We start from the raw sequence: 14,332 nt of genomic DNA, 5'->3' as shown, positions 1-14,332 counted from the left end.
AAAACACCAGCAACATAATGACAAAACACGAAACCCCGCTGATCGCCCACATTGTTCACCACTTCAGGGTCGGTGGCATGGAAAATGGCATGGTTAATCTGATTAACCACATGCCGGAAGAGCGCTTCCGCCATGTGGTGATCTGCCTCGATGACTACACCGGCTTCAGGGCGCGCATCCGGCGAAACGATGTGGATTTTTATGCCCTGGCCAAACCAGCCGGCCGGGATGTCTCGTGGTATTTTCGCTTGTGGCGGTTGTTGCGGGTGCTTTCGCCGGACATCGTGCATACCCGCAACCTGTCCGCGCTTGAAGGCCAGTTTGTCGCCGCCGCCGCCGGCATTCGCGCCAGAATCCATGGGGAGCATGGCCGCGATGTGTTCGATTTACATGGCAAGAATCGCAAATATAATTTACTGCGCAAATTGGCGCGCCCTTTGGTGCGGCGCTATATCGCCGTAAGCCGCGATCTGGAGCAATGGCTGATAGACACTGTCGGCGTTCCACCGCAACGCGTGAGCCAGATTTACAACGGTGTCGACAGCGCCCTCTTCCACCCGCGAAAAGATGCGCGGAATATCGGCCCGGCCGGATTCGCAACGGAAACCGGTTTTGTGATAGGTAGTGCAGGAAGAATGGCGGAGGTGAAGGATTATCCCAATCTGGTGCGCGCTTTCATCAGATTGCTGGAAATTGAACCCTCTGCCCGCCAAAGGGCACGGCTGGTGATTATTGGCGAAGGCATCGCGCGCGAAACCTGCCTGAGCCTGCTCAGACAGGCCAACGCAGAGCATCTCGCATGGCTTCCCGGCGAACGTACGGATGTGGCAGAGCTGATGCGCAACATGGATCTGTTTGTGCTGCCCTCGCTGGGAGAGGGCATTTCAAACACCATTCTGGAAGCGATGTCTTGCGGGCTGCCGATTGTTGCCACCCGGGTCGGGGGTAATCCGGAGCTGGTGGAAGATGCCCATAATGGCACTTTGGTACCCGTGTCGGATCCCGAAGCACTGGCACAAACCTTGCTGAAATATTTTCGCAGTGAAAGCCTGGCCGAAACACAAGGGCGGGCCAGCAGGGCAAGGATTGAATCACATTTCAGCATGCAGGCAATGGTCCAGGGGTATCTCTCCGTCTATGAGAACATGATCCCTCGCCCTGTCACTGAAAATGCAGCTCCCATCATTAAATACAAATAACAGGCTTACGTCATGTGCGGCATCGTCGGCATTTTTGATTTAAAAGACAAGCGCGAAATCGACCAGCAGGTGCTGGGGCGCATGAACCAGACCCAGTTCCACCGCGGGCCGGATGAAGGCGGATTGCATGCCGAGCCCGGCGTGGGTTTGGGGCACCGCCGCCTTTCCATCATCGACTTGTCAAGCGGGCATCAACCCCTGTTCAACGAAGATGGCAGCGTCGTAGTGGTCTTCAACGGCGAAATCTACAACTACGTCGACCTGATGCCGGAATTGCAGCGGCTTGGCCATACCTTCCGCACCCACTGCGACACCGAGGTCATCGTCCATGCCTGGGAGGAATGGGGAGAAGCCTGCGTGGAACGCTTTCGCGGCATGTTTGCCTTCGCCCTGTGGGACCGCAACCAGGAAACCCTGTTTCTCGCCCGCGACCGCCTGGGCATCAAACCCCTCTATTACGGCACATTGCCCGACGGCACATTCCTCTTCGGCTCCGAGCTCAAGGCCTTGCTGGCTTACCCCGGCTTCCCGCGCGAGATCGACGATTGCGCCGTGGAAGAGTACTTTGCCTATGGCTACGTACCGGAGCCGCGCACGATTTTCAACGGTGCAAAAAAACTCCCCCCCGCTCACACCCTGACGCTCAGGCGGGGGCAGGCCATGCCGCACCCAAGGGAATACTGGGATGTTCCTTTTACCCCACACGGGCCCATCTCGGAGCAGGAAGCGCAGGAAGAACTCATCGTCCGTTTGCGCGAGGCAGTGCGCATCCGGCTGGTGGCCGAAGTGCCGCTCGGCGCCTTCCTCTCCGGCGGCGTGGACTCGAGCGCCGTGGTCGCCCTGATGGCGGGCTTGATGAACGAACCCGTCAACACTTGCTCCATTTCCTTTGGCGACCCCGCCTTCAACGAGGCCGCCTTCGCGCAAAAAGTGGCGGATCGCTACCATACCCGCCACTACGTGGAGCAGGTCGAGTCCGACGACTACGATCTGATCGACAAACTGGCCGAACTCTACGATGAACCGTTTGCCGACAGTTCCGCCATTCCCACCTACCGGGTATGCGAGCTGGCGAAAAAGCGTGTGACAGTCGCCCTCTCTGGCGATGGAGGGGACGAAAACCTCGCCGGTTACCGGCGCTATCGCTACCACCTGTACGAGGAACGCATGCGTGGCATGCTGCCGCTGGGCATACGCAAGCCATTATTTGGCCTGCTCGGCACGGTATATCCCAAGGCAGACTGGGCGCCGAAAATGTTCCGCGCCAAATCCACCTTTGAAGCGCTCGCGCGCGACCCGGTTGAGGGCTACTTCCACAGCGTGTCCGTCATGGGCGACAAGTTGAGGGACAAGCTGTTCAGCAGCCACTTCAAATTGAAGCTACAGGGGCACCGCGCGGTTGATGTGATGCGCCGCCATGCAGACCGCGCCCCTACCGATGACCCGCTTTCCCGCGTGCAATACTTGGACATGAAGACCTATCTCGTGGGAGATATCCTCACCAAGGTGGACCGGGCCAGCATGGCCCACGCGCTGGAAGTGCGGGTTCCCATTCTGGATCACAAGCTGGTGGAATGGATGTCGGGCGTGCCCTCCTCCTACAAGCTGCACGGACAGGAAGGCAAATACATTTTCAAGAAAGCCCTGGAACCCTACCTGCCGGACGACATCCTTTACCGTCCCAAGATGGGATTTTCCGTGCCCCTGGCAAGCTGGTTTCGCGGGCCGCTCAGGCAACGGGTGCGCGATGCCATTCTGGGTGAAACGCTGGCCTCGACCGGCATATTCGACATGGCCTTCCTACGCGAAATGGTGGACCAGCACCAATCCGGCCTGCGCGACTACAGCGCATCGCTGTGGACGATCCTGATGTTTGAAGCGTTTTTGCGCAAGGTAATGGGGAATTCACCGTCCGAAGGAGTGCATACCTGATGCGCATTCTTCACATCCTCGACCATTCCATTCCGCTGCACAGCGGCTACACTTTCCGGACGCTGGCAATCCTGCGCGAGCAACGTGCCCTTGGATGGGATACACATCACATCACCAGCTCCAAGCAGGAAAATTGCAAGGTACTCGAAGAGGATGTCGATGGCCTGCATTTCTATCGCACCCCGCCGGCAAAGGGGGCGCTCGCCACCCTGCCCCTGTTCAACCAGATCAGCGTCATCGACACCCTGGCCAGGCGGCTGGACGAGATCGTGCCGCTCATCCGCCCCGATATTCTGCACGCCCACTCACCCGCTCTTAATGCCATTGCCGCATTGCGTGCCGGGCGCAAGCATGGCATCCCCGTCGTCTATGAAGTCCGGGCATTCTGGGAAGATGCCGCGGTGGACCATGGAACCAGCAAGGAAGGGGGGATGCGCTACCGTCTTACCCGGGGGCTGGAAACCAGCGCTTTCAAGCGTGCCGATGCGGTGACCACGATCTGCGAAGGCTTGCGCCAGGATATCGTTGCCCGAGGTATTCCTGCGCAAAAAGTCACCGTTATCCCAAATGCAGTGGATATCGAGAAATTTTCGGTGGGTGGCACGGGCGACGCGGCCCTCAGGCAGCAGCTAGGGCTGACTGGACACCGCGTCATCGGCTTCATCGGCTCCTTCTACGCTTACGAGGGTCTGGATCTGCTGATACAGGCGTTTCCCGCCATCCTCAAAACCGCGCCTGACGCCCGTCTGTTGCTGGTTGGAGGAGGTCCGCAGAATGACAACCTCAAGCATCTCGCAGCCGGACTGGGCATTCAGGACAAAATCATCTTCACCGGCCGCGTGCCGCACGACCAGGTGCAGCGCTATTACGACCTGGTGGATATCCTGGCATACCCGCGCCATTCCATGCGGCTGACCGAACTGGTGACCCCCTTGAAGCCACTGGAAGCCATGGCACAAGGGAGGCTGCTGGTCGCCTCGGATGTGGGCGGCCACAAGGAACTCATCCAGGACGGCAAGACCGGCATCCTGTTCAAGGCGGAAGACCCGCAGGCCCTGGCCGGCGCAGTGTTGCGGCTGCTTGCGGAAGAATCCAGATGGCCGGAACTGCGCGCCGCCGCGCGGCAATTTGTGGAAACCGAGCGTAACTGGCCCAGATCCGTGTCGAATTATGCCGCCATCTATAACCGGCTTGCGGGGAAAAGTGCCCGCCATGCCTGACGATCATGGCAAACCGCCACCCCAGATCATGAAACAGCAATTCGCCATGACCGATTCCCTCTCTCCTAACTCTCTCCCGACGGGAGAGAGGGACGAGGTCTCGCTTCGCGAGTTTCACGTTAAAAAGCCCCGCATCGTGGTCTTTTCCACCCTGTTTCCCAATGCCGCGCAGCCCGGCGCCGGGGTTTTTATCCGCGAGCGCATGTTCCGGGTGGGCAAGGTGCTGCCGCTCATGGTGGTTGCACCTGTGCCCTGGTTTCCGTTTCAGGGATTCATCCGCCTCTTCCGGCCCCATTTTCGTCCTGTTCCGCCTTACCGGGAAATTCAGGATGGCATCGAAGTGCTGCACCCGCGTTTTTTCTCCATTCCCGGCCTGTTCAAATCCCTGGATGGATTTTTTCTCGCACTGAGCACATTCGTCCTGATGCGCAGGCTCCAGCGTGAACGGTGTTGCGACATCATCGACAGCCATTTCGCCTATCCGGATGCTTATGCGGCGAGCCTGCTGGGCAAGTGGCTCGCCCTCCCCTTCACCGTCACCCTGCGCGGCACTGAATCCCGCCTGGCCAAAAAGGCCGCATTCCGCAAGCGCATGACCCTGGCGCTGCAAGCTGCGGCAAGGATTTTCTCCGTATCCGCTTCCTTGCGCCAGGTAGCCCTTTCGCTAGGCATTCCAGAGTCCAGGACAGAAGTGGTGGGGAATGGCGTCGACACCATGAAATTCCACCCCATCGACAAGGCCGATGCCCGTACCAGGTTTGGCTTGCCGGCGGATGCGCCAGTGCTCGTTTCAGTAGGCGGCCTGGTCGAACGAAAAGGCTTTCATCGTGTCATTGATTGCCTTCCTGCCCTGCTTGAAAGCTTTCCAGCGCTGCATTACCTGATCGTGGGCGGCCCCAGCCCGGAGGGCGACATGGGCGCCCAGTTACGTGCCCAGGTTTCCAGACTTGGCCTGGAAGGACATGTCACTTTCACCGGCCCGATGAAATCCGGGGTTTTGAAGGAACCTCTTTCCGCAGCGGACGTGTTCGTGCTTTCCACCCGGAACGAGGGCTGGGCCAATGTTTTTCTTGAAGCAATGGCCTGCGGCCTGCCCGTCATCACCACCAACGTCGGCGGTAACGCAGAAGTCGTATGCAAACCGGAACTGGGGACAATCGTTCCATTTAACCCTAATAATCCATTAGGCGTAGGTCGGGCTTCAGCCCGACGTGTCGGGTTGAAACCCGACCTACAACCCGCTGATTTTATTAGCGCTGTAGCGGCCAATGAACAATCCGGGTTCAATGAAAAGTCAGCGCTGGAGCAGGCACTCAAGGCGGCCCTTGAACGAAAATGGGATCGAAGCAAAATTATTGCCTATGCCAACGAAAATACATGGGATTCGCGAATAGCCATACTGGTTGAAGCCTTTCTGGATATTGCCCGGCACAACAAAACCGGAGAGCCAATCATGCCTCCGCGCGCACAACACAAGGGATCGGAAACGTGTCGCTAAATTTATACACCCGAATGGTGTCCTCCTGCCTGTTCCCCTTGCATGAAAAATTGAAGCATCATGATACGGTGCAGATTTTCAAGGAAATGGAACGCACTCAGTGGTTATCGCCAGAGCACCTGGAAACCATGCAAGTTGAGCGGCTGCGAGCATTTTTGTCGAAGGCGGGCAAGCATGTGCCCTATTACCGCAACCTGTTCCGCGACATGGCATTCGACCCTGCCGGCATCAGCAGCCTTTCCGATCTTGCCCGGCTGCCATTTCTGACCAAGGCCGTCATTCGCGCCAACACAGAGCAGTTGAAATCAGAGATCGCACAGGACCTTTCCCGTTTCAACACGGGTGGTTCGAGTGGTGAACCGCTCATATTTTTTCTCGGCAATGAACGCGTCAGTCACGATGTAGCCGCCAAATGGCGGGCAACCCGCTGGTGGAATGTTGATATTGGCGACCCGGAAATCGTCGTGTGGGGTTCACCCATCGAATTGGGTAGCCAGGACAAGGTGCGCCAGATTCGCGACAGCCTGTTGCGCACCAAACTGCTGCCCGCATTTGAAATGTCCGCGGCAAAACTCGACGGCTTTGTCGCTGAAATTCGCGCCATGCGCCCCAAAATGCTCTTCGGCTACCCTTCCGCACTGGCCCATATCGCCCAGCATGCCGAAACTCGCGGCCAGCGCATGGATGACCTCGGCATCCGTGTCGCCTTCGTGACCTCGGAAAAACTCTATGACCATCAGCGTGAACGAATCTCCCGCGCCTTCGGCTGCAAGGTTGCAAACGGCTACGGCGGGCGGGATGCGGGCTTCATCGCCCATGAGTGCCCGAGCGGTGGCATGCATCTCACCGCCGAGGACATCATCGTCGAAATCGTGGACGAGGCCGGCCAGCCGGTGCCACATGGGACAGCCGGGGAAATTGTCACCACCCATCTCGCCACCGGTGATTTCCCCTTCATCCGCTACCGCACCGGCGATATCGGCGTGCTCGACGAGCAGTTGTGCACCTGCGGACGGGGGCTGCCGCTGCTCAAGGAAATTCAGGGGCGGACCACGGACTTTGTCGTCGCCCGGGACGGCACCGTGATGCACGGCCTGGCACTGGTCTACGTGGTGCGCGATATTCCGGGTGTAAAGGAATTCAAGATTGTTCAGGAAACGCTGGAACTCACCCGGGTATATCTAGTGACCGAAGCGCCCTTCCAGCCGGCAAACAGTCAAACCATCATCGAGGGATTCAAACGGCGACTTGGGTCGGAGGTAGACATACAAATCGAACACGTCACATCGATCCCCAAGGAAACCTCGGGAAAATTCCGCTACATCGTCAGTAAAGTGGCAGCCGCCAGCACAGGGACCGCGACGTGAGGGATATTATTGTCACCGGCGTAGTGTTTGCTGTTCTGCTGCTGGCATTCAAACACCCTCACTACGGAATCTATCTGTGGTCCTGGCTGGGCTACATGAACCCCCACAAGCTGGCGTGGGGCTTCGCGCTCAACATTCCTTTCGCCCTCATGACCGCCGTGGTCACCCTGACGGCATACCTGTTGTCGAAAGAACCCAAACGCTTGCCGTGGACTCCGGAAATTGTCTTGTTGTTCGTCTTTCTGGGCTGGGTGACATTCACCACCTTCTATGCATTTTACCCGGAGCTCGCCTGGGCGCAGTGGGACAAGGTGCTGAAGATACAGATCATGACACTGCTGACCGCGATGCTGATAACCAGCCGGAAACGCCTGGAAGGCCTGGTATGGGTAATCGCACTCTCGATTGCATTTTATGGGATCAAAGGCGGAATCTTCACGATTCTGAAAGGCGGCGAACACCATGTATGGGGTCCGGCAACCACCTTCATTGCCGGCAACAACGAAATTGGGCTGGCCATGATCATGACGGTGCCCTTGCTTCGCTACCTGCACCTCCAGGCACAGCACAAATGGATACGAATAGGGCTGGCTGCCAGCATGATACTGACCGGGATTGCCGCCATCGGGACGCAATCACGCGGCGCCTTGCTGGCTGCGGCAGCCATGGGCGGCCTGCTCTGGCTGAAAAGCCGCAACAGGGCAACCACGGCGATCTATATCGTTGTGGTAGCCGGATTGATTGCCGCGATCATGCCCCAGCAATACTGGGATCGCATGAACACCATCAAGACCTACGAGCAGGATGCCTCGGCGATGGGCCGCATAAATGCCTGGCATGTCGCATTTAATGTTGCAAAGGACCGCATCACCGGCGGGGGCTTCGAAACCTTTCAAGCTCCAATTTTTCACCAGTACGCCCCGAACCCCTGGGATGTACACGACGTGCATAGCATCTACTTCGAAGTCATGGGCGAGCATGGCTTCATCGGCTTTGGCTTGTTCGTGCTCATTGGCCTGCTGGCATGGCGGACGGGGAGCAAGGTTATCCGGGAATGCCGGAAGGATCCGGGCCGGAAGTGGGCAGTTGACCTGGCAGCCATGACTCAGGTGAGCATGGTTGGATATGCGACGGGCGGCGCGTTTCTCGGCCTTGCGTACTTTGACTACTACTACCACCTGGTCATTATTCTGGTCTTGACCTACCAGATTGCCGTTAAGGACAAGTGGGGCACGCTGGAACAGGTTAAACCTGCTGAATTCGTCGCAGCTCGCCCTCTTTCACCAGACTGAACAACTAATCTGAACTGACAGTCGCATCCGTCAAATTGGGGAACTGTCAGCTCAGGCCGCAACTACTACACATAAGGCAAAGCACCATGCGCCAAGATATCCAGTTTCTCCGTGGATTTGCCGTTCTTTCAGTCTTGCTTTATCACGCTGATATCGTTCACGTGCGAGGGGGCTATCTTGGCGTTGACATTTTTTTTGTTATTTCTGGCTACCTTATCACCTCAATAATTTTGAGGGATTTAGACAATCACCAATTCTCCTTTTCTCACTTTTACCTTAGGCGTGCGAAACGCCTTCTTCCCGCAGCATATAGCACCCTAATTTTTTCAACATTGCTTGGTTATGCATTTTTAACTAAAGGGCAGTGGGATGATTACATTGAACAATTGATTGGAACAGTTACGTTCACAGCCAATTTTATTTTACCTTTTCAAACTGGGTATTTTGAAAATGCGGCAGCAGGCAAACCTTTACTTCATACATGGTCGCTTTCACTTGAAGAACAGTACTACCTAGTTACTCCTTTTCTGCTTTTCATGATTCCTCCGAGATGGCGTGGCTGGGCCTTTGGGGGTGGGATGGTAGCCAGTTTCATTGTTTGCGCTATTTTCGTCAGTTTCCCTTTCACTTATTGGCGCCTTCCATCAATTGAGTCGGGAACACTAGCATTTTTTCTGCTTCCAACTCGTGCTTGGGAATTGCTCGCGGGGTCTCTGCTGGCTTGGTTTGTCAGGCGTTCAACCTCTCTTGTAGTTCCGCGAGTCGTAAAACTTGTAGCGCTCTTGCTTGTTGTATGTCTTATTTTTTTACCCATTGATAGCGACCACCCACGATGGAACGCATTACTGGTGGTGATCGCAACCGCAATAATGTTGGCAGGGAAGAGTGAATGGCTTCCTCTAAACAGGGCTACTGTTTCCATGGCAAAGATTGGTGATTGGTCATATTCCCTGTACTTGATTCATTGGCCGCTATTCGCGTTCGCGCACAATGCCTACCTAGGAGAAGTACCAAACCATATCATGTTGCTTCTATTCTTTATGTCAATAATGTTGGCTTACATGCAATACGAATTTGTAGAGCAGCGCTTTCGATATAACCAGCAAGCAAATAACAAAAGAGCCTTTCAATGGCTTGCCGGCGCATCGCTCCTGGTAATTCTTACGCCAGTACCGGCCTTGGTGGCTGGGTACGTAAAAAGCAAAACGAATATGCCGGATTTCAGCTATCTCAGCCTTCCAAATGTTGGCTTACACAAGATTTGTAGTGAAGGAAAGGTCTTTGTTAAGCCTGAAGACTGCTCGACCTCGGGCAAGCCAACTTTCGCCGTTTGGGGAGATAGCTACGCAATGCACTTGATTCCCGGTTTAAAAACTGATCCGAGAATAGGAAACTCCATGATCCAGATAACCAAGTCGGCCTGCGCGCCAGTCTTGGGGATTGCATCCATTGATTCTAACTACGATGAGAATTGGGCTAAGGAATGTTTAACATTTAATGAAAATGCGGTTAAGTTTTTTCGGGATAACGACTCTATAAAATACGTAATCATGAGTTCATCATTCTCTGGTTATTTTGACCATGGTGGTCTTTTGCTTTTTTACCAAGGAAAAAAAACAAAAGTAGACAGGACTATCGCAATCAGCCAAATGGTGGCGACCATCAAGGAATTGCGCGCTATCGGCAAGCACCCCATCGTGGTAACGCCACCGCCAAGAGCAGGGTTTAATATCGGAGAGTGTTGGGAGCGGAAGGCAACAGGACTAATTCTTCTTGGTCGCATCGACTGCAATCTTGATATTGATGAATATCGGTCTTATCAGAAAGGAATCATTGATGCTATAAAAGAAGTCCAAAATCGTACAAATGTAGATGTCGTGTGGTTAGATGGAATTATCTGTGATGATGAGCATTGCTTGACGGCAATAGACAGCACTTCGATATATCGTGACGAAGGACATCTGACTGTCCCTGGATCAGAATGGGTCGTTCCGCAGCTTAACTTGGCAGATCGTGTACTTAATGAAGTGCGTTGAGCAGGAAATTCAGCGAATGCGGCAGCAGCGCGCCTGATACTAGTCCATACGGCAGTGAAGCCGCTCAAGATCTTGGCGTGAGACAGTTGAAATAAATGCTTATTGAATGCACATCATTATTCCTTGAAAGGAATAACGTATCCCATTCTATCCATCGCTTCTGAACACACCTCTCTGAAAATCTGGCGTTGTTCGATCGACCAGCTCTCATAGACAGAGCCACGCTGGCTCATAACTTCCTTCACATCAACATTTTCTGAGGTGCCCACGGTTGCCAAGGGATGCACCTGATGGGTGCTAGTGAACTTGGCAGTCCTTGGGTCGTATTCGATTCCAAGGTGTTTGCAAATTTTCTGGAACACGGCGTGGGGATCTTCGATCAAATCTTCATGCTTGATGACAATGGCGCTTTCATGCTCGAACAGGTAAGCAAAGTGGTTTTCGCTATGAGCCCACTCTTCACATTGACTTCGAAAATCCAAGTCCCGGAAACCGGGAAATTGAGTGCGTGAATGCACAACATTAATCCCATTGCGATGTATCAGTATAAATTTCGCACTGGGATAAATCTTTACTAAACCCTTTGCCACATTTTCATTCGGAAATGTTTTGGCACACCAGAATTTCTTGGCGACAGGATTAAATTCGCGATGCACCATATCTTTCAGCATTCGCATCAAACCATAGTTTTTTCCGAACGCGCTCTCATAACTTAGACGGCGAAGATTGTCATAAATATAACTGTGGCTAACCCTGAGAGAATTTTTATAGTAATTGATCTCACGCTCAGAAGCATATTCCAAATTGTAAACCATGCCCCCGATATCCGTGATAAACGGATCTTCTCCCTTGAAGCTGTAAATCAGTTTATGCTTTCCGAGAGCCTGAACCAGGACACTGGTGCCCGATCGGCTACCTCCCACAATAAAAATTGGATTTTTGATAATTATTGAGGAAAGGAATCTACCAATTATGCTTAGCACTGCTCAACACCTGTAGTAATCATTTTCTTTCGCCTCTTCGGTATAAATACCACGTGATATTTGCAATCCCATTTCGTATGACAAAGACTCTGGTATTCTTTCAATTGATTCTCCTAACTTTTGATCGAGTCAGAAGAATCGGGCTGACTATAGCGCTCGGTCAAGCCTAAGGCAATCACCAATACTCTTTTTCTCACTTTTACCTAAGGCGTGCGAAACGCCTTCTTCACGCAGCATATGCGGTCATGAAGCCTATTGTTTCTACCACTCATTTAATTGACGTGCTGATCGTGTTTAAGGAGCTATGAATATGAAATGTCCTGTTTGCGGCGCTGCGAAACTGATCCACGACACCCGTGACCTGCCCTACACCTACAAGGGTGAAACTACCCTCATTACGGCGGTGACTGCTGACTTCTGCCCGGCCTGTGCCGAGTCGATCCTGGATTCGACGGAATCTGACCGCGTCATGTGCGAGATGCGCACCTTCTCGAAACAGGTGAATGCGGCCATCGTCGATCCTGGCTTCATCACCAGCGTGCGCAAGAAGCTCGCTCTCGACCAGCGCGAAGCGGCTGAAATTTTCGGCGGCGGCATCAATGCCTTCTCGCGCTACGAGACCGGCAAGACCAGGCCACCGCTGGCCTTGGTGAAGTTGCTCAAGGTGCTGGAGCGTCACCCAGATCTGCTCAGTGAGGTCAGAGCCGCCTGATCCCGGCTTCTTGAAACTCGCCGTTTCATCCTGCTTGGAGAATGGTTTTCGAGAACATCCCAAGCCCGCGCCCGCTGGATATGGCCGCATTATTACGCAGCCTTCTTGCAGAACTTGTTTCCGAGAAGGTCACTCGTCACCTTCCCGTACGTTTTTTTCAGTTTTCTGAGGTGCCCCCAAATACGCCAATATCTGCTCGGCACAATTTTCCGCACTCATTTTCTGATCTGGGAAAAGATGCACCTCGGGTGCTTCAGGCGGTTCATATGCGCTATCAATCCCTGTAAATTGCTTCAACTCGCCGCGCCGTGCTTTGGCGTAAAGACCTTTAGGGTCGCGGTGCTCGCATTCAGCCAGCGGGGTATCGACAAAAATCTCGATGAACTCCCCCTCCCCAAACAAATCACGCGCCATGCGACGTTCAACCTTGAATGGCGAAATAAACGAAACCAGTACAATCAATCCGGCATCCACCATTAACCGGGCCACTTCTGCCACCCGGCGGATATTCTCGATACGGTCGGCATCCGAAAAACCCAAATCCCGATTCAAGCCATGCCGAACGTTATCGCCATCCAGCAAATATGTGTGCTGCCCCATGGCATGAAGTCGTTTTTCAAGCAAATCCGCAATGGTGGATTTTCCAGATGCCGAGAGGCCGGTTAACCAGAGACAACATGGGTTCTGATTCATCAACCGGGAGCGGGATGCACGGTCAATGCTTAGCTGTTGCCAAACGGTCTGGCGTGTCACATCAATAGACATTTTGATACCTCTTACTGATTCAATAATTGTATATGCGCAGCGTGTTGCTATTCATTCAGCACCTGTACCGCCTGAAATAATTCACCGCGATTAAAACTCAGGGCATTTTCAGCAGTTGCTTGTACACACCCTCGATATGCCGGACATGCTCCTCAACAGAAAATGCCTGCAACGCATGGGCGCGCGCCGACTGCCCAACATCCTTGCGCAGAACCGGTTCGCGGTAAAGAGTGCTAATTTTTTCGGCAAGATCCTTAGCACTCCCCGCCTTGAATAGCAGCCCGGTTTTGCCGTTCTCGATCATTTCCACGGCACCGCCATGATCCGGGGCTATGAGGGGCCGAGCCATGGTCATGGCTTCGATAATCATGGTGCCAAGAGGTTCTGGGGAAGTCGAAGCCGAAAGCACGACATCCAGTCCATTGTAAACCGCAGCCATATCGCTCACATGGCCAGTAAATACCACCCTGCCCTTCAATTCGGGCTGCTCCACGATTTGCCGCAACTCCGCTTCATAAGCCCGGCATTCTTCCGGCGTGCCCCCTACAATTGCGAAGATAGCATCCGGCATTTCTTGCAGCAATTGCCTTGCAGCTTCGATAAAAACCATCTGCCCTTTCCAGGGTATCAACAAGCCCACCAGGCCAACGATGAAGGCATCCTCCGGAAGCAGATGCTGTCTGCGAAACGCTAGCCCATCGGCAGCCACATTGAGTTTGTGGAGCTCAATCCCGTCGTAGATGTAGGTGCGTTTTTCCGCCGGAACGCCTAAACGCCCGATGCTGTCCGAAACCCAGCGGGACACGGTGACGAAATAGTCAGGCATTTTGAAGAACGAGTGCATTAGCATCGAACCTTGTTGATCCCCGCGGACGTGGGCAACGATGGGGACCCCCATCATTTTGCCTGCCAGTAATGCCGAGCGATTACACAAAGGTTCATTGTTGGCATGAATCAGGTCAGGTTTAAAACGCTGAACGACCCACAGTGTCTGAAGCAAGGCCGGCAGGAAATTAAACACATCATCCAGTCTTGACAGCACCTGGTTTGCCAGCCATCGCAAGCCGGGCAATGCATCCGGCCACCGCGCCGCCTGCAACTTGCGTTTCATGGTCACCACATCCAGGCGCCGGTCCGGGATATGCTTCCAGTGTGCTTCGGTAACGATCTCCCGATATTGCGGGCCGGTGAGCCCGGTGATCACCATGGGCTCGAACTTGTTCCGGTCCAGGTTTCTCACCAGATGCCGCAGGCAAATAATGGCGCCGCCGTAGCCGATGCCATTTTCCACGTAAAGAATGCGTTTTTTGCGCTTATCAATAGACATA

General features: G+C 54.1%; 11 protein-coding genes and 1 pseudogene. 8 read left to right on the top strand and 4 right to left on the bottom strand.

What is annotated here, in order from left to right; translation table 11 throughout:
* Positions 1 to 17 precede the first annotated feature (17 nt).
* The 7 genes from WC392_10065 to WC392_10035 all read left to right on the top strand — a co-directional run bounded on the left by WC392_10065 (position 18) and on the right by WC392_10035 (position 10,544).
* The gene (locus WC392_10065; GenBank protein ID MFA5242701.1) at positions 18 to 1,199 is read left to right on the top strand and encodes a TIGR03088 family PEP-CTERM/XrtA system glycosyltransferase; all 1,182 of its coding nucleotides are present in this window, start codon (positions 18 to 20) and stop codon (positions 1,197 to 1,199) included.
* A gap of 12 nt (positions 1,200 to 1,211) precedes the next feature.
* Entirely contained in the window at positions 1,212 to 3,131 is a 1,920-nt protein-coding gene (locus WC392_10060; protein ID MFA5242700.1) for an XrtA/PEP-CTERM system amidotransferase, read from the top strand.
* Positions 3,131 to 4,351 (top strand): TIGR04063 family PEP-CTERM/XrtA system glycosyltransferase, encoded by a 1,221-nt coding sequence (locus WC392_10055; GenBank protein MFA5242699.1) that lies wholly within the window; start codon positions 3,131 to 3,133, stop codon positions 4,349 to 4,351. Before WC392_10060 ends, WC392_10055 begins: the two co-directional genes overlap by 1 nt.
* Positions 4,344 to 5,849 (top strand): glycosyltransferase, encoded by a 1,506-nt coding sequence (locus tag WC392_10050; protein MFA5242698.1) that lies wholly within the window; start codon positions 4,344 to 4,346, stop codon positions 5,847 to 5,849. Before WC392_10055 ends, WC392_10050 begins: the two co-directional genes overlap by 8 nt.
* Positions 5,850 to 5,863: 14 nt before the next feature.
* Positions 5,864 to 7,216, top strand: a complete 1,353-nt coding sequence (locus tag WC392_10045) for an AMP-binding protein (GenBank protein MFA5242697.1) — start codon at positions 5,864 to 5,866, stop codon at positions 7,214 to 7,216.
* Complete coding sequence (locus WC392_10040; protein ID MFA5242696.1) at positions 7,213 to 8,508, top strand: putative O-glycosylation ligase, exosortase A system-associated; 1,296 nt, start codon at positions 7,213 to 7,215, stop codon at positions 8,506 to 8,508. The genes WC392_10045 and WC392_10040 overlap by 4 nt, the downstream gene beginning before the upstream one ends.
* A gap of 86 nt (positions 8,509 to 8,594) precedes the next feature.
* Entirely contained in the window at positions 8,595 to 10,544 is a 1,950-nt protein-coding gene (locus tag WC392_10035) for an acyltransferase family protein (protein MFA5242695.1), read from the top strand.
* A 116-nt stretch (positions 10,545 to 10,660) separates the two neighbouring features.
* Here the strand turns inward: WC392_10035 and WC392_10030 are convergent, their stop codons facing one another.
* Both WC392_10030 and WC392_10025 read right to left on the bottom strand, forming a co-directional pair.
* On the bottom strand, positions 10,661 to 11,527 hold the full coding sequence (locus WC392_10030) for a sulfotransferase (GenBank protein MFA5242694.1): 867 nt from the start codon (positions 11,525 to 11,527) through the stop codon (positions 10,661 to 10,663).
* A gap of 17 nt (positions 11,528 to 11,544) precedes the next feature.
* A pseudogene (locus tag WC392_10025) lies at positions 11,545 to 11,631 on the bottom strand (IS200/IS605 family transposase).
* A 206-nt stretch (positions 11,632 to 11,837) separates the two neighbouring features.
* On the opposite strand from WC392_10025, the gene WC392_10020 reads away from it, so the two are divergent.
* Positions 11,838 to 12,239, top strand: coding sequence for a type II toxin-antitoxin system MqsA family antitoxin (locus tag WC392_10020; GenBank protein ID MFA5242693.1), 402 nt, complete (start codon positions 11,838 to 11,840; stop codon positions 12,237 to 12,239).
* A 129-nt stretch (positions 12,240 to 12,368) separates the two neighbouring features.
* Here WC392_10020 and cysC read toward each other — a convergent pair whose 3' ends face one another.
* Both cysC and WC392_10010 read right to left on the bottom strand, forming a co-directional pair.
* On the bottom strand, positions 12,369 to 13,004 hold the full coding sequence (gene cysC, locus WC392_10015; protein ID MFA5242692.1) for an adenylyl-sulfate kinase: 636 nt from the start codon (positions 13,002 to 13,004) through the stop codon (positions 12,369 to 12,371).
* Between the two features lie 97 nt (positions 13,005 to 13,101).
* Positions 13,102 to 14,331, bottom strand: coding sequence for a glycosyltransferase family 4 protein (locus tag WC392_10010; GenBank protein ID MFA5242691.1), 1,230 nt, complete (start codon positions 14,329 to 14,331; stop codon positions 13,102 to 13,104).
* Between the last annotated feature and the right edge of the window lies 1 nt (position 14,332).

It is taken from the genome of Sulfuricella sp. (genome assembly GCA_041651995.1).
Classification (GTDB): Bacteria; Pseudomonadota; Gammaproteobacteria; order Burkholderiales; family Sulfuricellaceae; genus Sulfurimicrobium.
Note: the sequence above shows the minus strand (reverse complement) of the source record. Positions and strands in the feature narration are given on the sequence as shown.